We start from the raw sequence: 24,436 nt of genomic DNA on the forward strand, positions 1-24,436 counted from the left end.
GCCGTTCCAAGCCGGATCACTGTCGGATTCTCCGCAACTTCCCTGCTCCTGCGGGGCGAGGACCGCGCATCACAGCAGAGACGGTGAGACCAGCAGCAGGAACAGAACGACGGGGGAGAGGAGCATCACGGCCAGGTGGGCCAGCAGGGTCCGGGGCATGCCCAGCACGGAGAAGAGCGCCAGTCCGCCGACGAGCCAGTAACCGTAGACCTGGCCCGCGAGACCGAATGCGGCGCTTTCCTCCTCCCTGGTGGTGGGCTCGTGGAACAACACCCCGGTCGCCGTCAGCAGGAGCACACCGCACAGCAGCAGGTCCCCCGTCCCGACGACGGTCGAGACCGGCCTGTCCAGCCGACGTACCCGTCTCCGGAGCCGTAGCGCGTTCATGAGCACGGGAGCCTATCCGGCGGAGGCCAGGGGGACGTGGTGCTCGTGGATCCGGAACGGCTGTACGGCGGCTCGTGACCGACGGCGGTGGCGACGGCGGCGGTGTCCGGGAGTTCGCACCACACCGTCTTGCGGTCCGGTTCCCGCTCCACGCCCCAGCGCAGCGCCAGCGCGTCGAGCAGCGCGATCCCCCGGCCCGACTCGTCGTCGACGTCCACCGCCTCGTGCAGGACGGGCAGGGCACGCGGGTCGGGATCGGTGACCTTCAGCCGCGTACGGCCGCCGTCGCAGGACACCCGGACGGTGACGGGGACGCCCTCGCCGAGGTGCCGGATCACGTTGGTGACGAGTTCGCTCGCGCAGAGCTGGACGTCGGCGCCGTGGTCGCGCAGGGCCCGGCGCACACCGGACACGGCAGCCGGGGCGGCCAGCAGTTCCAGCGTCAGGGGCGGGCACATCACGCGGCCCCCTTGCGGAGGGCGGCGGTCAGGGCGCGGGCGGTGAGGAGGTTGCAGGTGACGAGCGCGATCAGCGGCCGGGTCGGGTAGGGGGAGGCGAAGGTCGGGACGTCGAGGCCGAGGGACGGCAGGGTGATGCCGTGCGCGGCGAGGGCGGCCCGCAGTTCCTCGACGCAGGCGTCGGCCGCCGCGGGGTGGTGGTCGTGCATGGGGTTCACACCTTCCAGTGCGCTGTGTGACGAACCGCTCACACTCTGCCGCCGGGCTGCGTAGCGTGACAGGGGTTCGGGATCCCGGCCCTGAACTGCACGTATGCCGGTCAGGAGTCGGTACGGGGCGGGGAACGCCGGGAAGCGGGCGGTAACGGCACACCAAGGACGGTGAACGATGGGGCAGCGCAAGGACATCGACGGCTCGACGGGCGTCCCGACCTTCTACGGCAGCGAATTGCGCTGGAAACGGGAGGAGGCCGGGCTGACGCTCCAGCAGTTGGTCGAGGGCAGCTTTCTACGGGCCGAGCCACCTCAGCGAGATCGAGCGGGGGACGCGCCGGATGCCGGCGGAACTCGCCGAGCACGTCGACAAGGTGCTCGGCACGGACGGCTTCTTCCGGCGTCGCTGTGAGGACGTGCGCCGGGCGAAGCGGCGGGGGCACGCGAGCTACTTCGAGCGGGTGCTGGAGGCGGAGAAGCATGCCAAAGTCATTGAGGAGTGGTGCCCAACCCTGGTCCCGGGACTGCTGCAGACGGACGTGTATGCAAGGGCGTTGGTGAGAGCGGCGATGCCGCTCGCGCTTGACGACGAGGTGGAGGAGAAGGTCAGTGCTCGGCTGGCACGGGCCCGCCTTTTCGAGGAAAACCACAAGACGCCGGTGTACTGGGCGATTCTGTCCGAAGTGCTGTTGCGTCAGCCAGTCCTGCCACCGGAGCAGTCTGCCGAACAATTGGAGCACATCGCAGCGCTGGCGCGTCGTCGCCGGATCGTTCCGCAGATCCTCCCGTGGAACTGTGGGCCGCACCCTCTCATGATGGGCATGGCCAAGATCATGAGCTTTCCTGACGCCCCTCCGCTCGTCTACTTGGAATCACAGCACAGCGGCGACACCATCGACGATCCAGCCCTCGTGAAGGAGTACCGCAGGTCGTACGATCTGCTCAGGGCCGCCGCACTGCCTCCGGAGGCGTCCCTCGCCCTGATCGAGCAAGCGGCAGAGGATGACCGAAATGGCAAACCGCGCGATTGATTTGAGCACGGCCGTCTGGCGCAAGAGCACCTACAGCAACGGCACAGGTGGGGATTGCGTAGAAGTCGCCGAGGCCTTCCCCGGCGCTGCCCGCTGGCGCAAGAGCACCTACAGCAACGGCAGCGGCGGCGACTGCCTCGAGGTGTGCGACGCGCACACCGGCGTCGTCCCCGTCCGTGACTCCAAGGTCCCGCACGGCCCGGTGCTCACCGTCACGGCCCCGGCCTGGACGTCGTTCGTCATGTCCCTCAAGCAGGATCCCACCGCGTGACGCAGCCGTCCGGCGTCGACCTCTTCGACGCCGACCGGCTCCGTCTGGTCGAAGCCCCGTTGCCCCTGCTGTCCCCCGAGGAGCGTCGGGTCCTGGACGACGCCTGGGACGCGGCGGCGCGGGCCAATCCGGCCCTGTTCGACGGGCCCGTGGCCGGGTGCACGGGACTGGAGCAGGAGGGGCCGGGGCGCCTCGTCCTGACCTGGGTCCGGGCGACCTACCGGTTCTACGTCCTGCGCCGGGTGCCGGGCGCGACCGTGCGTCTGCCGTCCCTCTTCGCGGCCGTCGCGCAGCCGGCGGACGACGGGCGTCTGCTGGTGGGGCGGATGGCGCTCTGGACGACCGCGCCCGGCCGCTGGCAGTTCCCGGGCGGTTCGGTGGAACCGCCGCCGGACGGTGAACCCCTCGACCTGGCCGCCCTCCGCCGTCACGCGGCCCGGGAGCTGGCCGAGGAGACCGGTATCGACACACCTGCCGACGACCTCGCCCTCCGGCAGGTGGTCCGGGGCGCGAACGGCAGTGTCGGCGTCCTGTTCCGGGCTCCGCCCCGCCCGGTGTCCTGGCTGCACGAGCGCTTCGCGGCCCTCACGTCGTCCGAACACGCCCTCGGGCGCGTTCCGGAGCTGGACCGGATCGCCCTCGTCCGCTCCCCCGCGGACCTGGTCGGCCTGGCAGGCCCGAAGGTGTCCTACCTGGAACCGGTCCTGCGGCTTGCACGCTGAGGCGGAGCGGTGACGCCGCATCAGCGGTACGCGTGTTCCGTTTCCTGGCCGCCGGGATGCCGTCGGGATGTATGGCGAGCATGGTCCGGTCGTGGTGCCGGTCACCCTTCAGCCCGTGGCCGGTGCGCATGCGCATTTCAGGCGCGGCAGGCACGCGGGCCAGGCGCGGCAGGCACGCGGGCCAGGCGCGGCAGGCACGCGGGCGGCGAGTTGATCCGCCGCCATATGAGGTCGAGAACGTCGAGACCGCGCTGGAGATCGCCGCCCGCGGACACGCCGACACGATCGCGGCACGCGGCGTCGTCCACCGCCTCGCCGGTCGGCTGCCCCACCGGCTCCACTCCACTCCGCTGCGGCCGAGGCTCCACGACCACTTCGTCATCGTGCACCGCCGTCACACCACCCTCAGCCGGGCCACCCGCACCCTCGTCGACCTCGCCACCACCCGCCTCCGGCAGGCGGCGGCCCGAGGCAGGCAGGCCGATCCCTGAGGCGCCCTGCCATACCTTCACCCGGTCAAGACGGAGAATTAGATTACGGATTCGTTTCCTTCTGCGTCTCGGAGGAATGAGATTGCGCAGACCGGGAAGGAGCTGTGATCCGGCACATTTTCGCCAGGGCGCCCTCCACCCTTTCCGTCGCGTTGCCGATGTGAAGTTCAAAGGGTGAAAACATGCAGGGCGGCGACCTTCACGGCCAGCCCGGCGGGCGACCTCGTCGCGCCCGGCGAGGTGACAAAGCTGCAGCTCATTCGCAGGGAGTGGGGCTCGATGTCGGCCTGCAGCCGCACGGCCGGGCCGGCTGTCGCGGCCCGCACCTCCGACGGGTCGGCGCCGCTGATTGCGGCAGCAAATTAGCGCAACTGGGCCAATCCTGCTACGGTCGAAAGAAATCCGCCTCTCTGGACCGGTCGATACGTGCGGATCCTGGCGACCGGATGCCTCCGTCCTGCCCGTGGGGGTGGGTGCGGGGCCGCGTGGCGAAAATAAAGGGACATACGTGACGAACAGAAAAAGAGTAGCGATTGTCGGTGCCGGCCCTTCGGGCATGGCTCAGCTGCGGGCCTTTGAGACCGCAGCGCGTGCGGGGGTGGACATCCCCGAGATCGTCTGTTTTGAGAAACAGGCTGACTGGGGTGGCCAGTGGAACTTCACCTGGCGCACCGGACTCGACGAGTACGGCGAGCCCGTGCACTCGAGCATGTACCGCAACCTGTGGTCGAATGGGCCGAAGGAAGCGCTGGAGTTCGCTGACTACACCTTCGACGAGCACTTCGGTCGCGCCGTCTCCTCATACCCGCCGCGCTCGGTTCTGTGGGACTACATCGCCGCCCGGCTGAAGAAGACGAACGTGCGCGATTTCATCCGTTTCCGGACCGTCGTGCGCTGGACGGAATACGACGCCGAGCGTGAGGTCTTCACGCTCACGGTCGAGAATCTCCCCACCGGAGAGACGACGACCGAGGAGTTCGACCATGTGGTCGTTGCCAGCGGCCACTTCGCTTTCCCCAACGTGCCGCATTTCCCTGGCATCGAGACCTTCCCCGGGTACGTCGCCCACGCGCACGACTTCCGCGGCGCGGAAGCCTTCAAGGGGCAGGACGTACTCGTCGTCGGCTCCAGTTACTCGGCCGAGGACATCGGCAGCCAGGCGTTCAAGATGGGCGCACGCTCGGTGACGGCGAGCTACCGTTCCGCGCCGATGGGCTACGACTGGCCCGAGGGCTTCGAGGAACGCCCCGCCATCAAGCGCATCGAGGGCAACACGGTCCACTTCGTCGACGGCACCTCGAAGCACATCGACGCCGTCATCCTGTGCACCGGCTACCTGCACAAGTACCCGTTCCTGCCCGACGAGCTCGCGCTGGCCTCGCCGAACAACGTGTACCCGGACGGCCTTTACCGCGGTGTCGTGTGGCAGGACAACCCGCGTCTGGCCTACCTCGGCGCGCAGGACCAGTGGTTCACCTTCAACATGTTCGACGCGCAGGCCTGGTACGTACGCGACCTCATCCTGGGCCGCGCCGAGCTGCCGTCGAAGACCGAACGCTCCGCGTCCATCGCCGAGTGGCGGGAACGTTTCGAGAAGCTTTCCTCGGACGCCGAAGAGGTCCGCTTCCAGGCCGACTACGTGCGTGATCTGCTGCGGCAGACGGACTACCCCGAGTTCGACCTCGACCGGGTCGTCGAGATCTTCCTCGCGTGGAAGCGCGACAAGAAGGCCGACATCATGGGCTACCGCGACCGTGTCTACCGCTCGGTCATGACGGGAACCCTGGCCGCCGAGCACCACACACCGTGGCTCGAGGAACTCGACGACTCCATCGAGCGCTACCTCGCCGAGGACCCCGCCAAGACCCCGCAGAAGGCTGAGCTCAGGGCAGCGGCGTAACTCCCCGAGGTCGGGGGCGGACCCCATTACGGTTCAGGGGCCCAGCAGTTCTCACTGCGGGCCCCTGACCCGTGTCCGTGGGGTGGGCACAACGGGGGGATGTCGATTGCCGGTCGCCGGGGCCAGGGGGAGTGCGCCGTGGGCCATGGGACCGTGCCGGACGGCTTGTGTGTGAGGGGCGGGATCGAGCCGCAGCCCTGCGAAGACCCTCTGGAGCCGGGCCTGGGCAACCGCTGGACTCTCGCGAGGCACCGGGCCCCCGCGGACCTGGTCGGCCCGGTCGGCCCGAAGGAGTCCTGCCTGGGGCCGGTCCTCCGGCGCCACGCGGCGCAGTGAGACCGCCGGCGGGCCGTTCCCGGCGCCGCCGGATCGCGCAGGGGAACGCTTGCCGAGTGATCGTCCCCCGGGCCGTTCCCGAACGCCTCATCACTCCCTCCCCGCACTCTGATTCGCCCGCGTCCTGATTTCCCCGCTCGGGGACGGACGGGCGAACGGCGAAGAGCCGAACGGTTCCGGAATCCGTCCCGCTCCGACAGCGAAGGATGATCTAGGCCGAAAATAGTTCAAGGAGCACGAAGGCCGGAATGTGCCGTAGACGCTGTGGGTAACCTTGCGCGGTGTCACCTTCGCATTCGTACCGAATGCCGGACGTGGGGAGGTGACCGGGGGACAGAGCCGGACTGCTGCCCCGTGCCGACAGGGAAGTGGTGACATCCGTCGCCCGGGGTGGGAACGGACCTCGCGCCACTCGAACAACCACGGTCGCCTCACGCACGGGACATCCGTCCGGCACGGGGAACCGAGCGGGCGGGAGACGACTTCTGATGGCGGCACCTGTCGATGAGCGGGCCGCGGGAACCCTCCATGTGGTCTTCGTGCATGGATTGTTCTCTTCGGTGTCCGTGTGGGACCAGTTCCGGAAACTCCTCGCGGCGGACGACGATCTGCGCGGAGTGGTGGCGCACTGCTTTCCCTACAGCAGCAAGAAGGCGCGCATTCGCCCGGATCGCGCCCTGGCGGAGTACGACGACATCGCCGACTCCCTCGCCACCTTCCTGCGCGTGCAGATCCCCCGCACGGGGCGCGTGGTGCTGGTCACCCACAGCCAGGGCGGCCTCATCGTGCAGCGCTACCTGGTGCGGACGCTGCACGAGGACCGCGGCCACACCCTGGCGCGCATCGCCGACATCATCATGTTCGGCTGCCCCAACAACGGCTCCGACTTCCTGCTCCCCCTGCGCCGCCTGCTGTTCTTCCTGCGCAACCCGCAGGAACGACAACTGCGGCCCTACCAGCGAGAGGTCCTGGAGACGCAGCGGGCGGTCCTCCGTTCGGTGGTCCAGGCCGAGCGGGACGACCGGAGCCAGTGGCGCATCCCCATCCAGGCCTACGGCGGCACCGACGACAACGTGGTGCCGGCACGTGAGGCCAGGGGCGTCTTCCCGGACGGCGCCACGGTGCCCGGGGACCACTTCCAGATCATTCAGCCCGAGCACCGCGACGAGGCCCCCTACCGAGTGGTCGCGGACGTCCTGAGCCGCCTCCTCGCCGACGGCGAGAGCACGTCCGGCGGTGAGGGCCCGTCCGGCGGCGCCGGTGACACGGCGACCTCGGCCGGGCGGCCCGCCCCGTCCGCCCCGCCCGAGCCGCCCGGTCGGCCGAAGGGCGAGGCGAGCAGACCGAGAGTTCCGAAACAGCAGGGCGGCGTGTCGGTGAGCCTCCCGTACGGGCGGCGCAAGGCGCGCCTGCACGGACGTGAACCGCGCAGCATCGTCGCCCGCATCCTGGACCCGCCCGCACCGGGCGATCCCCGGATCCACGTGCTCACCGGCCTCGGCGGATCGGGCAAGAGCCGTATCGCCCTGGAAGCGGCGTACCAGGCCGAGCGCGGGCGGCGGGTGTGGTGGGTCACCGTGCCGCGGATCAACGCCTGCATGCGCGAGGTGGCCAACCGGCTCGGTACGCCCAGTGGCGAGGTCGAGCAGGCCTTCCGGGGCGACGGCAGCCCCATGGACCTCGTGTGGCGCTACCTCGAGGCCAGCCCCGACCCCTGGCTGCTGGTCATCGACAACGCCGACACCCCCCACCGGCTGGCACCGGAGGCCGACCAGGTCGCCGACGGAACCGGCTGGGTGCGCCAGCCGATGCAGGCCGACGGCATCGTCGTCGTCACCACCCGCGACCGCGCGGCAGCGTCCTGGCTGCCGCCCTGCCGGGTCCATTCCGTGCCCCTGCTCGGCGAGGACGACGGCGCGGACCTGCTCCTCGAGTCCGTCCCGGACGGGGGGACGAGGGAAGAGGCCCGGCGTCTGTCGGCGGCCCTGGGAGGGCTGCCCCTGGCCCTGCACGGCGCCGCCTCCTACCTCAGCTCCGTCCACGACGCCGCGCTCTCCCTCGACGACCCCGTGATCCACGACTTCGCCGGCTACCGGGCCGAGTTCGAGGCCAGGAGCGCCTCGCCCCCCGGGACCACGGCGAGCGGCCTGGACGAGATGCTCGGCCTCTCGACGATGGCCGAGGTGTGCGGCATCGCGCTGGACCTGCTCTCGTCCCAGGGCCTGGTACAGGCCGGCCCGCTGCTGCGCATGTTCGCCTGCCTCGGCATAGCCCCCATCCCGTACCGGTCGCTGCTGGACAGCAGTGCCATCACCGAGTCGCCCCTGCTGCCCGGCTTCACCCGGGCCCAGCGCAACGCCGTCCTCAAGGGGCTGGACGACCTGGGACTGGTCGAGCGGATCAGCCGGCCCGAGGCGGAGGGCGGTCAGCCGGCGCACAGCCTCACCCTGCACCCCGTCGTCCACGCGCTGCTGCGCGGAGACGCCGAGGTGCAGGAACGCCGTGCGGAGTACTACGGCCTCATCGTCGACCTCCTCCTGGAGGCCACCCGGACGTCACCGCCGGACGATCCGGTGAGCTGGGGCATCTGGACCGCGATCGCCCCGCACATGATGGAAGTGGTCCGCGCCTGCCTGGCCGGCGACAGCCACGTGGACAGCAACCCGGTCCTGCGCGGGGCGCTCGAACTCGCCCGGCTGACCATCCGCTACCTGATCTCCGTGGGCCTGCTGAGACCGGCGCAGGAACTCGCCACCACCGTCCTGGACAACTGCGAGGCCATCGGCTTCCAGAGGGACAGCCGCGAGATCCTCGGTGTGCGCCACGAACAGGGACGCATCGCGCTGGAAAGCGGGGACCACGAGCGGGCGGAGACCGAGCTGCGCGAGGTCGCGGCCGTCCGCGAAAGGCTCCTGGGCGCCAAGGACCCCTACACGCTGGCCAGCCGCCACAAGCTCGCGCGCAGCATCATCGAACAGGGGCGCTTCGGCGAGGCCGAACCCCTCCTGCGCTCCATCGTGCAGGCCGAGCTCGTCGTCCACGGGCCGGACCACTCCGACACCGTCACGGTGCGCCACAGCCTGGCCAGGGCCATGTTCGCGCTCGGACAGACGGTGGAGGCGGAGAAGGAACTGCGGGACATCCTCCAGATCAGCCTCGGCAAGTGGTCCCCGTCGACCATGGAGACCCTGCACATCCGCCAGACCCTCGCCCGCTGCCTGATGGTGACCAAACGCTCCGACGAGGCCGGGGAGTTGATCCGCCAGGCCCTCTCGGACACCACGCACGAGCCGGACTCGGCCCTGGCCATGACGCTGCGCTTCACCCAGTGCCAGGTCCTGATCGACCAGGGCCGCTTCCTCGCCGCCCACACGCAGATCGCACAGCTGCTCGCGGACCGAAAGCGGGTTCTGGGCAAGGGGCACCCCGAAACCCTTCGTACCCAGAGGCTTCTCGACGCGGTCGAGGATCTGCGCAATTCCTCTCCGGAGAAGTCCGATGACTGATCGACATCCCCGAAAGGCGTACCTGATCGAGGGCTTGCGCATACCATCTCAGTCCATCACTCTCTGAGTGAGCCCACGAGCACGCCGTGTAATCGTGCTTCGCAAAGGAGCAAGCCGTATGAACTCATTCCACTCCGATCACCAGGACCGTGACTTAATCCCGCGGGACGCCGAACGGGAATCCGACCCGGAGCAGATGGAGGCGGCGCGGCGAATCGTGCTGGAATCCATTGAAGAGGACCACAGGGCGCTGGAACGTGACGCAAAGCTGACTTTCAGTCCGGCCGCACTCATGTGACGGTGGTCCGATGGGTCGGTGGGCCCGGTCAGCAGACGATGGTATCCGCCGTGTGAGCAGGGGGCCGCTCGTGAGCTCTGCACACTTGCACGACCCGTTCTTCCGCACCGTCACCGCGGCGGAGTTCAGCCGCGAGCACATCGCCGGCCTGGCGGCCGGGCGCTGGACCGCCGTGCGCGTACCCGGCCTCCGGTCCGAGGCGGACTGCGGGCGGGTCGTCGAGGCCCTGCAGTCCGCCACGTTCGAAAGCTACGGCAGGCAACGGGTCCAGCCGACCGTGCTGCGGTTCGGCGTCGGAGTGAGCGACCACCGCAGCGGCGGTCGCGTCGCGGACAGCTACTGGCCCGCCCTCGACGCCGCTCGCGAGGCGTGGCGCGACCTGCGCCTTCCCTTCGACCCGCTGGCGGAGGCGCGGCAGGCCATCGGGGCGGACTGGCCGGGCGCGGTGGGCGTCGGCCGGCACAAGGGGCGGGAGATGGGCGCCGGAGTGGTGCGGGAGGCCCCGCAGGGCTTCCTGGTGCACTACGACGACGCCGAACGGGAATTCACCGAAGACCTGCTCGGTGCGCCGCTGGTGGCGCAGCTCGCCTTCAACCTCTACCTGAGCGTCCCCGAGACCGGCGGAGAGACGGTCGTCTGGCGCCGGCGCTGGCACCCGCGGGACGAGTCGTTCCGTCCTCCCGGGTCCTACGGGTACACGGACGGAGTCGTACAGGACGCGGAATGCATCGAACTCAAACCGACGGTCGGTGAAGGGCTTCTGTTCGACTCACGGAATTATCACGCGGTGCGGCCGAGTGTCGGCGATCGACGCATAGCGCTGGGTTTCTCGATCGGGCTCACCGCCGACGGTAATCTGCTCGCGTGGGGGTGAGGTCTCGCTCGTGTGTGCAGATTTCCCTCCCCGGTGCGGCAGGACGCTTGATGTGGGGAAAGAGAAATGAAAGTTCTGCGCTATGCGGCGTTCACGACGGACTCGCTCGGCGGTAACCCGGCAGGAGTGGTGCTCGACGCCACCGGCATGAACGACGCCGACATGGCGAGCACCGCGAAGGACGTGGGCTACTCGGAAACGGCCTTCGTCGTCCCGGGGGACGACGGCCGCATGACCGTCCGCTACTTCAGTCCGGCCGTCGAGGTGCCCTTCTGCGGCCACGCCACCATCGCCACCGCGGTCGCCCACGCCCATCTGCACGGGGTGGGCGAGCTGACCCTGCACACCCGGGCCGGCGTCATCCCCGTCCACACCGGCAGGGACGACGCGGGCCGTGTCACGGCGACCCTGACGAGCGTGCCGCCCCGCACGGAGCCCCTGCCGGACGACCAGGTCGCCGCGCTGCTGCGGGTGCTGGGCTGGAAGGCGGAGGAACTCGACCGGACGATGCCGCCCAGGGTCGCCTACGCGGGCGCCTGGCACCCGGTGCTGGCCGCCGCGGACCGTGCCCGCCTGGCCGCCCTCGACTACGACATGCGCGAGCTGGCCGCACTCATGGACCGGCACGGATGGGTGACCGTCAACCTGGTCTGGAGGGAGTCCCCGGTGGTCTTCCACTCGCGCAACCCCTTCCCGACCGGGGGCGTGTTCGAGGACCCGGCGACGGGCGCCGCCGCCGCCGCGTTCGGCGGATACCTGAGGGCGGAGAACCTCGTTCCGCTGCCCGCCAGGATCACCATCCGGCAGGGGGAGGACATGGGGCGTCCCAGCACCATCACCGCCACCGTCCCGAAGGACCCGGGCGCGGGCATCGCCATCACGGGAACGGCGGTCGAGATCGAGCACCCGGTCGCGCCGGCGCCCACCCGCTGATCACCGGCCGATTTCGAAAAGGGTCTCGATCTCCACCGGCGATCCCAGGGGAAGGTCCGCGACACCGACGACGCTCCGTACGGGCCGGCCCGCGGCACCGAACACCTCGGCGAAGAGTTCTCCGGCTCCCTCCACCACTTTCTCCTGGTCGAGGAATCCCGGCGCCGAAGACACATATCCGGTCATCTTCAGGACGCGGGTCACCCGGTCCAGGCCCGCCACCGAATCGACCGCGGCCAGGGCGGCCAGGGCGCACTGCCGGCTCAACTCCCGGCCCCGCTCGATCGACACCTCGTCGCCCAACCGCCCGGTCGTCGTCAGTTCGCCGCCGGTCATGGGTACTTGGCCGGCCACGAAGACCAGATGCCCGCTCAGGACCGCCGGAACGTACTCCCCTTTGGGAGGGCTGACCGCCGGAAGAACCAGGCCCAGCGAGGCGAGCCTCGCCGTGGGGGAGGGCGTCTCTTCGGAATCGGAGTGCGGCACGGGAGAACTCTACTGACCCGCAGCGCGGGATGCGGGGGCACGAGGAAACGAGCCGCTGCCGGCAGCGGCGGGGGCGTGTGGCGCCCGGTCCGCGCGCCGCCGCGCCGCCTTCCAGCCTGTCGACGCCGGTGAACCCGGTGCCGTCGGCAGGGCGCGGCGCCCGTGCGCACGCGCACCGTCCGGCTCACCCGGCTGACGGAAGTGCCGTGCCCCCGAGCGCCGGTGCCGGCTAGGAGGCGGGCAGGGGGAGGCCCAACAGGTCGCGTATGCGGCGGATGTGCTGCTCCCCGTTGTGCTCGTCCACGGACCGCAACCGGCTGAGGAAGACGTCCGCGTCGGGAGCCTCGGCCGCCTGCTGCCAGAAGGGCAGTCCCGCCTCGAGCTCTGCCACGAGCCGGCCGGTCGGCACCTCCGCGCCGGGCAGGTCGGCGTCCTTCAGCAGCCGGACGGTCTCGGCCTGTGCCTGCGCCATCCGGTGGGCCCAGGCGGTGGCGGTGGTGAGGTTCTGCTGATCCTCCACCGGACGGAGTGCGGCAGCGGTGTACAGCGGCTTCAGGGCCGAGAGGAACTCCCGTTGGGCAGGGTCCAGATCGGCGGCGTTCCCCCGCACCGAGACGTCGAGTTCGGCGTCGCCCGGCCGGGCCACCCAGCACACCACGGTGCGGTTCCCGGACTCCCATCCGCGCTCGTCGGGGTGGAAGTAGTAGGTCTGCAGCCGCCCGAAGGCCATCGGGTCCAGTGCGTAGTCCATGAAGAGCTCCCCGCACCGCGGCCTCGCGATCGCCGTGATCCGGTCCCGCCCCGGGAAGTCCCCCTGCTCGGTGAGGGGGAAGGAGCCGTACACCTCTCCGTGATGCGGCGTGGTGCAGGGAACCAGCTCCACGCGTCCGTCGCCCAGGGACGACGGGTCCCCCACGGACGGCCGGGCCTGCGGGTCGAAGCAGTCGCCGGTGCCGATCGACGCGATCGTGGTCCGCCCCGGCCTCGTGGCACCGCCGTCGTCACCGGGAGCGGGCAGCGTCCAGACCCTGATGTCGGCGAAGGCGACGACGGCGGCGGCCAGCAGGAGAACCGCTCCCGAGACGGAGACACCGGCGATCGCCAGGCCCCGGCCCCGCTGCCGTCCTCCGGCGGTCTGCCCCAGCGCGACGCAGCCGAAGACCAGTCCCAGGGGAGCGAGGCAGAGCAACGACGTCACCAGGGAGGCGACCGCCAGGCCGTTCAGCGGCGGAGGCACGGGGGCGGGCACCGGGTACCACGGCGAGCCGGGACCGGCCCCCGGCGCGGCCGGTCCGTGAGGATGCGGTGGAGGAGGGACCGACATGTGAATGCCCAGCCTTTCTCGGACTGCGGGACCAGCCCTTCGGGGCTTCGGCCGTACGGACGGCCACGCAGCGTGCGCCACCGGCAGCGGTGCGGGCCCTGCGGGGCCGCCAGGCTACCCCTGCCGCCGGGCCGGGGAGACGCGGGTCAGCGGCTCGAAGACCCCTCCGGGCCGAGGACCGCGGTCCCGGCCGACCGCGTCGTGCTCGGGCGCGCGGGAAACGCCGACGGGGCGCTCCGGGCGTGCTGCCCGGAGCGCCCCGTCGGTGGTGGGGTGCGTGGCGCCCGGTCCGCGCGTCGCTGCGGGTTGCACGCGGACCGGGGCCGTCAGGGGGAGCCCCCGGTGGGGCTCAGCGGGACGCGAGTTCGCGCGGCTGCAGGGCCGCGGCGTGCGCGTCCATCCGTTCGGCGGCGAGGATCGCCACCGCGGTGTCGGCGCGCGAGGCGGCGACGACCAGGACGCGGCCCGCGAGGGCGTGCGCACGCCGGTGCAGAGCCGTCGCGTCCGGCTCACGGCTGGCCGTGGTCGCCGACGCACGGGCCGGCACCCGTCCTCCCCGCAGGCGGGTGACCTGCTCGGCGAGCCGTTCGGCCGCGGCGTCCAGGTCGGCCGAGGGCGCCACCACGCGCAGCTCGTCGGTGACGGCGAGCAGCGTGGCGAGGTGTCCCGCGAGCTGGATGTCCAGCTCCTCCTCGCGGGAACGGTGGGGGAAGTCGTGGGGGGTGCCGGCCATCGTGCGGTGGACCGACTTGTTGCGGATCGGTTCGTACATGGATGGCCTCCTGGGTACTGACAGGAAGCCATCCTAGCTTAGATTTCGTCTAAAGTTGAGTCGTTCACAAAGCCGGACGGCCGGTCCACACAGGGTGAGCGCGGGTCCGGTCAGGGCTGGCTGTAGCCGTCGAGGAAGCGGCCGATCCTCCCCACCGCGTCCCGCAGATCGGTGACCGACGGCAGTGTCACCACCCGGAAGTGGTCCGGCTCCGGCCAGTTGAAGCCGGTGCCCTGCACGACCATGATCTTCTCCCGGCGCAGCAGGTCCAGGACCATCTGCCGGTCGTCCCTGACCTTGAAGACGTCGGGGTCCAGCCGCGGGAAGAGGTACAGCGCCCCCTTCGGCTTCACACAGCTCACGCCCGGGATCTGGGTCAGCAACTCGTACGCCGTGTCCCGCTGCTCGCGCAGCCGGCCGCCCGGCAGCACCAGCTCGTTGATCGTCTGGCGTCCGCTGAGCGCCGCGACCACGCCGTGCTGGCCCGGCATGTTCGCGCACAGGCGCATGTTCGCCAGGACCGTCAGGCCCTCGATGTAGGAGTCGGCGTGCGCGCGCGGCCCGGAGATCGACATCCAGCCCACCCGGTAGCCGGCCACCCGGTACGCCTTCGACATGCCGTTGAAGGTGAGGGTGAGCAGGTCGGGGGCGACGGAGGCGGTCGGGATGTGCCGGGCGTCGTCGTAGAGGATCTTGTCGTAGATCTCGTCCGAGCAGACCAGCAGGTTGTGGCGGCGGGCGATGTCGGTCAGGCCCTTGAGTACCGCCTCGTCGTAGACCGCGCCGGTCGGGTTGTTCGGGTTGATGACGACGATCGCCTTGGTGCGGTCGGTGACCTTGCGCTCCACGTCGGCGAGGTCCGGCATCCAGTCGGACTGCTCGTCGCAGCGGTAGTGCACCGCCGTGCCGCCGGAGAGCGAGACGGCGGCCGTCCACAGGGGGTAGTCGGGCGCGGGCACGAGCACCTCGTCGCCGTCGTCCAGCAGTCCCTGCATCGCCATCACGATCAGCTCGGAGACGCCGTTGCCGATGAAGACGTGCTCCACGTCGGTCTCGATGCCGAGGGTCTGGTTGTGCATGACGACCGCCCGGCGCGCGGCCAGCAGGCCCTTCGCGTCGCCGTAGCCGTGCGCCGACGACACGTTGCGGAGGATGTCCTCCAGGATCTCGGGCGGGCACTCGAAGCCGAAGGCGGCCGGATTGCCGGTGTTCAGCTTGAGGATGCGGTGACCGGCCGCTTCCAGCCGCATCGCCTCCTCGAGCACCGGGCCCCGGATCTCGTAACAGACGTTGGCGAGCTTGGTCGACTGGATCACCTGCATGGGGGGAGCTTACGGCCAGATAGTGCCGTTCGGACCGTGTTCTCCACCACGTGAGACGTGTCGGTTCGGGTGACTATGTCCGCCGGTCGCCCGCGTCGGCCACCCGTGTGGTCGCTCGCGTCGGTCGCCCGCGTCGGCCGTCTCCGCCGCTCCGCCGCCGGGGGGCCGGCCGCCGTCTCCACGACCTTCGCACCGACCCTCCCCGCGTCGGGCCCCCCGCCTCCATCGGCGCGGGCCATCCTGGTCCGGGCGCCGCCCCGGGAGGGTGGCCGGCCGGAAAGGCGTTCTTGCCCCCTCGTCGTCCCCGTGATGAGAATGCGCATGACAATTCTGTGGGCGGCCGAAGGATTCCCGGACTACCCGGTTCCCGGATGTCCGGATCCCGGCCGCCCGACGTCGCAAGAGGGGACCCCCACATGAGACAACCTCTCGTCGTCGCGCTGTGCGCCCTGGCACTGGCCGGGGCCGGCGCGGCTCCCGCGGTCGCCGCCGGGCCTTCCCCCACGGGCGCGGACACGACCACGGGCCCGGGCCCGACCACGGTGGCGGACGTCGTCGACGGCGTGGTCGGGCCCGCGGCGCGGACGCTGTCCGGTCTCACCGCGCCGAAGGCCGCCGCGGTGAGCTTCGCCGGCACCGTCTCGCTCAGCAACTGCTCCGGCTCCGTCGTCCGCATGCCCGGCTCGCAGGCCGACGACCCGGCGCTGGTGCTCACCAACGGCCACTGCCTGGAGAGCGGCTTCCCCGCGCCCGGCCAGGTCCTCGTGGACCGGGCGTCCAGTCGCAGCTTCGGGCTGCTCAACTCCTCCGGCTCCCGGGTCGCCACCCTGCGCGCCAACCGGCTCGTGTACGCGACCATGACCGACACGGACGCGGCGGTCTACCGGCTCGGCACCACGTACGCGCAGATCAAGAGCGCGTACGGCATCGACGCGCTGACGCTGTCCGACACGCGCCCGGCGGCCGGCACCGCCATCAGCGTGGTCTCCGGCTACTGGAAGCGGATCTACAACTGCTCCGTCGACGGGTTCGTGTACCGGATGAAGGAGGGCGACTGGACCTGGAAGGACTCGGTCCGTTACACCCCCGCGTGCGACACCATCGGCGGCACCTCCGGCTCCCCGGTCGTCGACGGCGCCACCGGCAAGGTGGTCGCCGTCAACAACACCGGCAACGAGGACGGCGGGCGCTGCACGCTCAACAACCCGTGCGAGGTGGACCAGAACGGCACCGTGACGGTCCGCCGAGGCATCAACTACGCCCAGCAGACCTACTGGTTCCCGGCCTGCTTCGGCGCGGACAACAGGCTCGACCTGAACGCGAGCGGCTGCGTCCTGCCCAGGCCGTAGGACGCCCGGCGCGGGCGGCGGCGGGCGGTCACCGGGGAGTCCGGCGGACCGCCCGCCCCGCCAGCTCGTCCGTGCGCCGTCCGTCCTCGATCACGAACCGCCCGTCGACCAGCACGTACGGGATGCCCGTCGGGAGCGTGCGGGGGCTGTCGAAGGTGGAGCCCGCGGCCACCGTCCGGGGGTCGAAGAGGACCAGGTCGGCCTTGTACCCCTCGCGGACCAGCCCCCGGTCCGGCAGCCGCAGCCGGGCGGCCGGGCGCGAGGTCAGGTGCGCCACGCACTCCTCCAGCGACAGCACCCCCGCCTCCCGGACGAAGTGCCCGAGGTAGTGCGGGAACGTGCCGTACGCGCGCGGGTGCGGCTTGGCGCCCTGCAGGATGCCGTCCGAGCCGCCGGTGTGCGTGCGGTGCCGCATGATCGCCCGCACGTTCTCCTCGTGGCCGACGTGCTGGAGGATCGTCGGCGCCAGCCGGTCCTTCAGCAGCAGCTCACGGGCGACCGTCCAGGGGCTCTCGCCGCGCGCCCGCGCCGACTCGAGGACCGTGCGGCCCACGTGCGCGCCCAGCGCCGGGTCGCCGACCCCCGAGATCTCGATGGTCTCCCACTCCACGGGCACGCCGTGGCAGCCGTCCGAGCCGGTGACCTCCAGGTGGTGGCGGATCCGCTCGGCGGTCTCCTCGTCCGCGAGCCGCCGCAGGGTCTCCTCCGGGCCGCCCTCGCTCGCCCAGCTCGGCAGCAGCGCCACGAGCGTGGTGCAGCCGGGCGTGTACGGGTAGGTGTCGAGGCTGATGTCGGCGCCGGCGTCCAGTGCCTCGTCCAGCAGCGCCAGCAGCTCGGGCGCCCTGCCCTTGTTCACCCCGAAGTTCATCGTCGCGTGCGCCAGGTGCAGCGCGCAGCCCGCCTCCCGGGTGAGCGCCACCACCTCCTCGTACGCCTGGAGCGCGCCCGCGCCGTAGGAGCGGTGGTGCGGGCAGTAGTAGCCGCCGTACTCGGCCACCACCCGGCACAGCTCGGTGAGTTCGGCCCGCCGGGCGTACATGCCGGGCGTGTACGTCAGCCCCGACGACATGCCGACCGCGCCCTGCTCCATGCCCTCCGCGACCACCTGCCGCATCCGGTCCAGCTCCCGGGGCGTCGGCTCCCGGTCCTCCCAGCCGACCACGAGCGCGCGGACCGTGCCCTGCGGGATCAGGTACGCGGCGTTGACGGCGATGCCCCCGTCCAGCCGGTCCAGGTACTCGCCGACCGACCGCCAGTCGAAGTCGACGTCGTCGCCCGACCCGTTCCAGCCGGCGATCGCCCGGCGCACCTCGCCGAGCGTGCGGTCGTCGACCGGCGCGTACGACAGGCCGTCCTGGCCCAGGACCTCGAGCGTGACGCCCTGCGCGGCCTTGGCGCTGTGGTCGGGGTCGCGCAGCAGCGCCAGGTCGCTGTGGGCGTGCATGTCGATGAAGCCGGGGGAGAGGACCAGCCCCTCGGCGTCCAGCTCACGGCGGGCCTTCGGGCGCTGGCAGCCCGCGGCCGCCGCCTCCTTCACGATTCCGACGATCCGGCCGCCGTCCACGACCACGTCCGCGCGGTACGCGTCGTCGCCGGAGCCGTCCACGACGTCCGCGTCCCGGATGACGAGCTCTTCCATGTGCCGCCTCCTAGAAGAACGTACGGATGTAGTCGACCACCGTGCCGTCCGCCTCCGCCACGGGGATGAGCGTCCATTTGTCGAAGGACGTGCACGGGTGGGACAGCCCCAGCCCCACCCAGTCGCCGACCTCCAGGTCGGCCTCCCCGGTGGTGCGCAGCCAGGCGTGCTGGTCGGACAGGGCGGTCACCGAGATCCCGGTGGCCGGGCGCTCGGCGCCGTCCCGGCGGACCACCTGGGCGAACGGCAGATCGAGGTCGTAGGCCGCGTCCCGCTTGCCCGCGTTGACGAAGGCCTGGTCGGGGGAGGGGCGGGACACCACCTGGGCCCACAGGCGGAACGCCGGTTCCAGCGCGCCCTCCTCGGGCACCCGGTTGAAGGGCGTCAGCTCGCGGTAGTGGCCGTCGTCGTGCGAGACGTACGCGCCCGAGCGCAGCAACTTCAGCACCGGCGCCGACAGTTCGGGAATCTCCGCGAAGACGTCGGCCACCGCGTCGAACCAGGCGCTGCCGCCCGCGCTCACCACGATCCCGTCCAGTCCCGCGAACCGCCCCGCCTTGTCGAAGTCCACCGCCAGCGCCACCAGGCGCCGCAGCCACGCGCGCACCCGCTCCGGATCCGCCCGCGGCACCTCGCCCTCGTACCCGGCGACCCCGGCCAGCCGCAGCCCGCGCGCGTCCGCCACGGCGTCGGCGACGGCGGCGCACTCCGCCTCCGTGCGCACCCCCGTGCGGGCACCCTCCCCGGCGGCGAGCTCCACGACCACGTCCACCGGGCGGGAGGCGTTGCTCGCGGTCAGCGCCGCGTCCATCAGCTCCACCCCGCGCACGGAGTCGACGTAGCAGACGAACCGGAACTCCGGGTCGGCGTCCAGCTGCGCGGCGACCCAGCGCAGGGCCGCCGCGTCCACCAGCTCGTTGGCGAGGAAGATCCGCCGGATGCCGAACGCCCGCGCCACCCGCACCTGGTGCGGGACGGCGAGGGTGATGCCCCACGCCCCGCGCTCGATCTGGCGGTGGAAGAGCTGCGGGGCCATGGAGGTCTTGCCGTGCGGGGCGAAGGCCAGGCCGTGCCGGGCCGTGTAGGTCTCCATCAGCCTCAGGTTGTGCTCCAGGCGCTCGGCGCAGAGCGCGAGCACGGGGGTGGTGAAGCCGTCGGTGAAGAGGTTGCGGCGCTGGGCGGCCAGCTCGCCGACGGTCAGCCCCTCGGCGTCCGGCGGGAGGCCCTTGAAGCGGTGGTCGACGCGTTCCGCGGTGAGCTGCGCGCGTGCCTCGGATCCGGGGTCGAGGACCATCAGAGCCTCCCTGATCAGGTGCGTTGCACTTATCGCAACGGCCATTGCGTATATCGCTTACCGCTGTCTAACATCTCGGCCACGCGGGGTCAACGGACACCGCCTCCCCCGCAGCCGACGAGGAGCCGCGCCATCGTGATCGCCACCGGACCCTGCAACGCCCCCGGCGTCGTGGACGTCGTCGCGCTCGGCGAGTCCATGGTGACGTTCCTGCCCTCCCGGCCGGGCCGCCTCGCCGACGTCCCCTCCTTCGACCGCGGCATCGGCGGCGCGGAGTCCAACACCGCGTGCGTGCTCGCCGCCGCCGGCCACTCGGCGCGTTGGGTCAGCAGGGTCGGCGCCGACGGCTTCGGCGACCACCTCCTCGAGGCGATCGGCGGATACGGCGTCGACGTGTCGTACGTCCGCCGCGACCCGGACCGCCCCACCGGCGTCTACTTCCGCACGGCCGGCGACCGGGCCACCGACGCCCACGAGGTCGCCTACTACCGGGCGGGCTCCGCGGCCTCCGCGATGACCGCCGCCGACGTCGACCTGGAGGCGGTGCGCGCCGGACGCGTCCTGCACCTGTCCGGCATCACGGCCGCGCTCTCCCCCGGCTGCCTGGACCTGATGCGGGAGCTCACCGCCCCCCGCCCCGGCCGCCCGCTCGTCTCCTTCGACGTCAACCACCGGCCGGGCCTGTGGCGCGACGCCCGCGGCCCCGAGGTGCTGCTGGAACTGGCCCGGGGGGCCGACCTCGTCTTCGTCGGCGACGACGAGGCCCGCGAGGCCTGGGGGCTGCACGACGCCCGCGCCGTACGGGAGGCGCTGCCCGAACCGGGGATCGTGGTCGTCAAGCAGGGCAAGGGCGGAGCGGTCGCCTTCGCCAAGGACACCGACGGCCTCCCGCGCGAGGACACGGGCGGCACCGCGACCTTCGTCCCCGCCCTGGACGTCGAGGTCGTCGCCGCGGTCGGCGCCGGGGACGCCTTCGCCGCCGGGTTCCTCTCCGCCACCCTGCGCGGGCTGCCCGTACGCGACCGGCTGCGCCACGGCCACCTCGTGGCCGCCGCCGCGCTCACCGTCCCCGGCGACCTCGCCGCACCCCCCGCCCGCGACCGGATCGACCGGCTGGCCGCCCTGGACGACACCGCGTGGGGGAGACTGCGTCTCGGCCCCGGTTGGACCCAGACCGACACCGCGGACGCGCCCGGGGACGGGAACGGCGACGCGGACCGGGCCGAGGAGGAGGTACGCACCCCATGAGCCAGACCGTCGACCGCGCGCTGAGCATCCTGCCGCTGCTCGCCGAGGGCCCCGCCGACCTCGGACAGGTCGCCGACCGCCTCGGCGTGCACAAGTCCACGGCCCTGCGCCTGCTGCGCACCCTGCACGAGCACGGCCTGGTCTACCGCCAGTCCGACCAGCGCTACCGGCTCGGCGCCCGCCTCTTCGCCCTCGCCCAGGAGGCGATGGAGAACCTCGACGTCCGCGAGATCGCCCACCCCCACCTCGTCCGCCTCAACGAGAGCTGCGGCCACACCGTCCACCTCGCCGTGTACGAGGAGAACGAGGTCCTCTACATCGACAAGGTGGAGAGCCGCTACCCGGTGCGCATGTACTCGCGGATCGGCAAGCCCGTCGCCATCACCGTCGCGGCCGTGGCCAAGCTGCTCCTGGCGGACCTGCCCGAGCACGAGCGCCGCGCCCTCGCGGAGAAGCTCGACTACCCCATGTACACGTCCCGTTCGACCCCCCATCCGGCTGCGTTCCTGCGCGAGTTGGAGAAGGTCCGCGAACAGGGCTGGGCCACCGACCTCGGCGGCCACGAGGAGTCCATCAACTGCGTCGCGGCACCCGTCCGCGGCGCCGACGGCCGGGTGGTCGCCGCGATGTCGGTCTCCGCGCCGAACGTCGTCGTCACCGCCGACGAACTCCTCACGCTGCTCCCGCTGGTGCGCCGTACGGCGGACGCGATCAGCAGCGAGTACTCCGGCAGAACTCCAGTGAAGGACACCCCCGCATGACCGAGAAGATCGCGCTCACCCCGAAGACCCACACCACCCCGCCCGCGAAGTTCTCGCACGGGGTGCGCAAGGGCAACATCCTCCAGGTCGCCGGTCAGGTCGGCTTCCTGCCCGCACAGGAGGGCGAGCCCCCGACGCCCGCCGGTCCCACCCTGCGCGAGCAGACCCTCCAGACCCTCGCCAACGTCAAGGCGATCCTCGAGGAGGGCGGCGCGAGCTGGGACGACGTGATGATGATCCGCGTCTACCTCACCGACGTGGACCACTTCGCCGAGATGAACGAGATCTACAACGCCTACTTCGAGGAGCAGGGCCTCACCCAGCCGCCCGCCGCGCGCACCACCGTCTACGTCGGTCTCCCCGCCGGCCTCCTCATCGAGATCGACGCGCTGGCCGTCCTCGGCTGACACCCCCGCCGGCCGCCTCCCCTCCCCTTCCCTCCTCTCCGCTCCTCCCCCCACGCTTCCCCCCTTCCCCCTTCCCCCTTCCCCGCACGCCGTGCCGCGATCCCCCCTGCCCGAAAGCGCCGTGCCCTCACGCAGAGGACCCCCGACATGCTCCACCCGTCCCTTCCCCTCGCCGCCTCCGCGTCCGCGGAGGCACCACCGCACACCGGCGGTCTGCTCCTCCTCGTCGACGGCACGGCGGGCCTGCTGACCGTCGCCGCGCTCGGTATCGCGCTCCTCCTCTTCCTGATCATCAAGGTCCGGCTCCAGCCGTTCGTCGCCCTCCTCGGCGTCTCCATAGCCGTCGGCCTGCTCGCGGGCCTGTCGGTCACCGAACTCTTCGGCACGGTCCAGCGCTCGGACGCCGTGTCCACCATCGAGTCGGGCATGGGCGGCATCCTCGGCCATGTCGCGATCATCATCGGCCTGGGCACCATGCTCGGCGCGATCCTCGAGGTGAGCGGCGGCGCACAGGTGCTGGCGGGCCGGCTGCTCGGCCTGTTCGGCGAGCAGCGCGCCCCGCTCGCCATGGGCCTGACCGGCCTCATCTTCGGCATCCCGGTCTTCTTCGACGTCGGCATCTTCGTCCTCGCGCCGATCGTGTACGCCGCCGCCAAGCGCTCCGGCAAGTCGATCCTGCTCTACTGCCTGCCGCTGCTCGCCGGCCTCTCGGTCACCCACGCCTTCCTGCCCCCGCACCCCGGCCCGGTGGCCGCCGCCGGACTGCTGCGCGTCGACCTCGGCTGGGTCATCCTCATGGGCGTCGTCTGCGGCATCCCGGCCGTCGTGGCCGCGTGGGCCTACTCCGCCTGGATCGGCAAGCGGATCTTCGTCGCCGTACCGCAGGACATGGTCGAGGCGGCCGAGGAGGCCAAGCAGGCCGTCGTCGCCGAGCAGCGGGCGTCCGGGGTCGAGCCGCGCGAGACGCCGGTCCCGCTCGGCACGGTCCTCGGCATCATCGGCACGCCGCTGGTCCTGATCCTCGCCGCGACCTTCTCCTCGATCGCCCTGGACCCGTCCACCCTCCGCTCGGTGATCGAGTTCTTCGGCCACCCCTTCGTGGCCCTCACCCTCGCCCTGTTCCTCGCGTACTACCTGCTGGGCATCCGGCGCGGCTGGTCCCGCAAGTCCCTGGAGACCGTCTCGACGTCCTCGCTGAAGCCGGTCGGCAACATCCTGCTGGTGGTCGGCGCGGGCGGGGTCTTCGGCGCGGTCCTCAAGGCCAGCGGAGTCGCCCAGGCGCTCTCGGACACCTTCAACGACGTCGGCCTGCCGGTGATCGTCCTCTCCTACCTGATCTCCGTGGTGCTGCGGGTCGCGCAGGGCTCGGCGACGGTGGCGATCGTGACCACGGCGGGCATCGTGGCCCCGCTGCTCGCCGGGGGCGACCACTCGCAGGCGTTCGTCGCGCTCGTCATCATGGCCATCTCGGCCGGCTCCATCTTCGCCTCGCACGTCAACGACGGCGGGTTCTGGATGGTCGCCAAGTACTTCGGCATCAGCGAGCGGGACACGCTGAAGACCTGGACGGTGCTGGAGAGCGTGCTGTCGGTGGCCGGATTCGTGGTCGCGGCGGTGCTCAGCCTCTTCGTGTGAGCTTCGGCTGAGCCGGGGTGCCCGTGTAGGCGTCTGATAACGAAGTTGAGGGCCGACTGGGTCCGGCACAGGTTTGTCGACCATACTGCCCGCTGTGGAGCAGCAGCGCATAGGTTCGAGCAGCCAGCCCCTGGAAGGCGCCGGGTTCGACCCGGCCTTCATCCCCGGGCTCACCGCACCCGCGTCCGGCCCGTCCGACCGGGAGGAGGACGCGAAACCGAAGGCGGAGGAGCCGGCGGGCGCCGCCCCGGAACCGGAGGACGCGGTGCCCGGGACGGAGGCCGGGGAGGAGACCGCTCCCGAGGAGGGGGCGGCCCCCGACGGCCCCGTCTTCGAGGCGTCCGACCGGCGTGCCCGGATCGTCGCCGACCACCGCGGTGTGCGCCTGCGCCTGGACGACCAGGAGTGCGACTTCCGCTGGGACGAGATCGGCGCGGTGGAGACGGAGACCGCCCGCTTCGGCAAGCGCTGGACGGTCACCGTCCACACCCCCGACCGCCGTTGGTACTTCCTCGAGGTCGAGGCGCCGTCCAGGAGCCGGTTCGAGGAGTGGGACACCGAGTTGGACGCGGTCCTGGACGCGTACTTCGACGACGGCGGTGACGGCGGCGGCGACGAGCCCGCGGAGGAGACGGAGGCCGCCGACGGCACGAAGGCCGACGGCGCCACCGGAGCCGACGGCGACGCTGGCAAGACCGCCGAGGCCGTCAAGGCCGCCGAGGCCGCCGGGGACGACGCCAAGTAGCGTGCCCCGGCGGCCCCGGCCGCCGGCCGGGTGCC

The 24,436-nt window shown here is 71.5% G+C and carries 23 protein-coding genes and 1 pseudogene; 15 read left to right on the plus strand and 9 right to left on the minus strand.

The features are described from left to right. Positions 1-69: 69 nt before the first annotated feature. From CP969_RS24435 to CP969_RS24445, 3 genes are read right to left on the minus strand one after another with little or no spacing between them, the layout of a single operon-like run. Entirely contained in the window at positions 70-387 is a 318-nt protein-coding gene (locus CP969_RS24435; RefSeq protein WP_399474560.1) for a hypothetical protein, read from the minus strand. Further along, positions 384-845: an ATP-binding protein gene (locus tag CP969_RS24440; RefSeq protein WP_016824837.1), complete on the minus strand. Its 462-nt coding sequence runs from the start codon at positions 843-845 to the stop codon at positions 384-386. Before CP969_RS24440 ends, CP969_RS24435 begins: the two co-directional genes overlap by 4 nt. Next, positions 845-1,054, minus strand: coding sequence for a hypothetical protein (locus CP969_RS24445; RefSeq protein WP_016824836.1), 210 nt, complete (start codon positions 1,052-1,054; stop codon positions 845-847). The genes CP969_RS24440 and CP969_RS24445 overlap by 1 nt, the downstream gene beginning before the upstream one ends. 178 nt (positions 1,055-1,232) lie before the next feature. Here CP969_RS24445 and CP969_RS24450 point away from each other — a divergent pair. The 9 genes and pseudogenes from CP969_RS24450 (at position 1,233) to CP969_RS24490 (ending at position 11,419) form a co-directional block, all read left to right on the plus strand. Beyond that, positions 1,233-2,088: pseudogene (locus tag CP969_RS24450) on the plus strand (helix-turn-helix domain-containing protein). Continuing rightward, positions 2,069-2,359 (plus strand): DUF397 domain-containing protein, encoded by a 291-nt coding sequence (locus tag CP969_RS24455; RefSeq protein ID WP_026084916.1) that lies wholly within the window; start codon positions 2,069-2,071, stop codon positions 2,357-2,359. Before CP969_RS24450 ends, CP969_RS24455 begins: the two are co-directional and overlap by 20 nt. Then, positions 2,356-3,081, plus strand: a complete 726-nt coding sequence (locus CP969_RS24460) for an NUDIX hydrolase (RefSeq protein ID WP_016824833.1) — start codon at positions 2,356-2,358, stop codon at positions 3,079-3,081. Before CP969_RS24455 ends, CP969_RS24460 begins: the two co-directional genes overlap by 4 nt. Before the next feature lie 128 nt (positions 3,082-3,209). Next, complete coding sequence (locus tag CP969_RS24465) at positions 3,210-3,572, plus strand: type 2 periplasmic-binding domain-containing protein (RefSeq protein WP_216087556.1); 363 nt, start codon at positions 3,210-3,212, stop codon at positions 3,570-3,572. Between the two features lie 508 nt (positions 3,573-4,080). Next, the gene (locus CP969_RS24470) at positions 4,081-5,472 is read left to right on the plus strand and encodes an NAD(P)-binding domain-containing protein (protein ID WP_039830924.1); all 1,392 of its coding nucleotides are present in this window, start codon (positions 4,081-4,083) and stop codon (positions 5,470-5,472) included. A gap of 824 nt (positions 5,473-6,296) precedes the next feature. Continuing rightward, positions 6,297-9,314, plus strand: a complete 3,018-nt coding sequence (locus CP969_RS24475) for an alpha/beta hydrolase (RefSeq protein ID WP_171817467.1) — start codon at positions 6,297-6,299, stop codon at positions 9,312-9,314. A 118-nt stretch (positions 9,315-9,432) separates the two neighbouring features. Further along, positions 9,433-9,612 carry a hypothetical protein gene (locus CP969_RS24480; protein ID WP_004983991.1) on the plus strand — a complete coding sequence of 60 codons (180 nt, stop codon included), beginning with the start codon at positions 9,433-9,435 and terminating at the stop codon, positions 9,610-9,612. 70 nt (positions 9,613-9,682) lie between these two features. Next, on the plus strand, positions 9,683-10,486 hold the full coding sequence (locus CP969_RS24485) for a 2OG-Fe(II) oxygenase family protein (protein ID WP_026084914.1): 804 nt from the start codon (positions 9,683-9,685) through the stop codon (positions 10,484-10,486). A 66-nt stretch (positions 10,487-10,552) separates the two neighbouring features. Continuing rightward, positions 10,553-11,419: a PhzF family phenazine biosynthesis protein gene (locus tag CP969_RS24490; RefSeq protein WP_026084913.1), complete on the plus strand. Its 867-nt coding sequence runs from the start codon at positions 10,553-10,555 to the stop codon at positions 11,417-11,419. On the opposite strand, the gene CP969_RS24495 is transcribed toward CP969_RS24490, so the two are convergent. From CP969_RS24495 to CP969_RS24510, 4 genes are all read right to left on the minus strand, one after another. Next, entirely contained in the window at positions 11,420-11,905 is a 486-nt protein-coding gene (locus CP969_RS24495) for a RidA family protein (protein WP_016824816.1), read from the minus strand. It lies immediately after the preceding gene. Positions 11,906-12,134: 229 nt separating this feature from the next. Continuing rightward, positions 12,135-13,142, minus strand: a complete 1,008-nt coding sequence (locus CP969_RS24500; RefSeq protein ID WP_016824815.1) for a DUF4190 domain-containing protein — start codon at positions 13,140-13,142, stop codon at positions 12,135-12,137. 436 nt (positions 13,143-13,578) lie between these two features. After that, positions 13,579-14,001 carry an SCO4983 family protein gene (locus CP969_RS24505; RefSeq protein WP_004983980.1) on the minus strand — a complete coding sequence of 141 codons (423 nt, stop codon included), beginning with the start codon at positions 13,999-14,001 and terminating at the stop codon, positions 13,579-13,581. Positions 14,002-14,111: 110 nt separating this feature from the next. Then, positions 14,112-15,323, minus strand: coding sequence for a pyridoxal phosphate-dependent aminotransferase (locus CP969_RS24510; RefSeq protein WP_004983977.1), 1,212 nt, complete (start codon positions 15,321-15,323; stop codon positions 14,112-14,114). A gap of 416 nt (positions 15,324-15,739) precedes the next feature. On the opposite strand from CP969_RS24510, the gene CP969_RS24515 reads away from it, so the two are divergent. Continuing rightward, on the plus strand, positions 15,740-16,672 hold the full coding sequence (locus tag CP969_RS24515) for a S1 family peptidase (protein ID WP_016824814.1): 933 nt from the start codon (positions 15,740-15,742) through the stop codon (positions 16,670-16,672). Positions 16,673-16,700: 28 nt separating this feature from the next. Here CP969_RS24515 and CP969_RS24520 read toward each other — a convergent pair whose 3' ends face one another. Together CP969_RS24520 and CP969_RS24525 are read right to left on the minus strand one after the other, a co-directional pair. Continuing rightward, positions 16,701-18,311 (minus strand): N-acyl-D-amino-acid deacylase family protein, encoded by a 1,611-nt coding sequence (locus CP969_RS24520; RefSeq protein ID WP_016824813.1) that lies wholly within the window; start codon positions 18,309-18,311, stop codon positions 16,701-16,703. 10 nt (positions 18,312-18,321) lie between these two features. After that, positions 18,322-19,605, minus strand: a complete 1,284-nt coding sequence (locus CP969_RS24525) for an amino acid deaminase (RefSeq protein WP_016824812.1) — start codon at positions 19,603-19,605, stop codon at positions 18,322-18,324. 135 nt (positions 19,606-19,740) lie between these two features. Between CP969_RS24525 and CP969_RS24530 the strand changes: the two genes are divergently transcribed. The 5 genes from CP969_RS24530 to CP969_RS24550 all read left to right on the plus strand — a co-directional run bounded on the left by CP969_RS24530 (position 19,741) and on the right by CP969_RS24550 (position 24,401). Next, positions 19,741-20,853: a sugar kinase gene (locus CP969_RS24530; RefSeq protein ID WP_016824811.1), complete on the plus strand. Its 1,113-nt coding sequence runs from the start codon at positions 19,741-19,743 to the stop codon at positions 20,851-20,853. Beyond that, complete coding sequence (locus tag CP969_RS24535) at positions 20,850-21,614, plus strand: IclR family transcriptional regulator (protein WP_004983963.1); 765 nt, start codon at positions 20,850-20,852, stop codon at positions 21,612-21,614. The genes CP969_RS24530 and CP969_RS24535 overlap by 4 nt, the downstream gene beginning before the upstream one ends. Further along, positions 21,611-22,021, plus strand: coding sequence for a RidA family protein (locus tag CP969_RS24540; protein WP_004983961.1), 411 nt, complete (start codon positions 21,611-21,613; stop codon positions 22,019-22,021). Before CP969_RS24535 ends, CP969_RS24540 begins: the two co-directional genes overlap by 4 nt. Positions 22,022-22,168: 147 nt before the next feature. After that, positions 22,169-23,656 (plus strand): GntP family permease, encoded by a 1,488-nt coding sequence (locus tag CP969_RS24545; RefSeq protein ID WP_016824810.1) that lies wholly within the window; start codon positions 22,169-22,171, stop codon positions 23,654-23,656. A 94-nt stretch (positions 23,657-23,750) separates the two neighbouring features. Further along, positions 23,751-24,401 carry a hypothetical protein gene (locus CP969_RS24550; protein ID WP_016824809.1) on the plus strand — a complete coding sequence of 217 codons (651 nt, stop codon included), beginning with the start codon at positions 23,751-23,753 and terminating at the stop codon, positions 24,399-24,401. The last annotated feature ends 35 nt before the right edge of the window (positions 24,402-24,436 follow it).

The organism is Streptomyces viridosporus T7A (genome assembly GCF_008704515.1).
Classification (GTDB): Bacteria; Actinomycetota; Actinomycetes; order Streptomycetales; family Streptomycetaceae; genus Streptomyces; species Streptomyces viridosporus.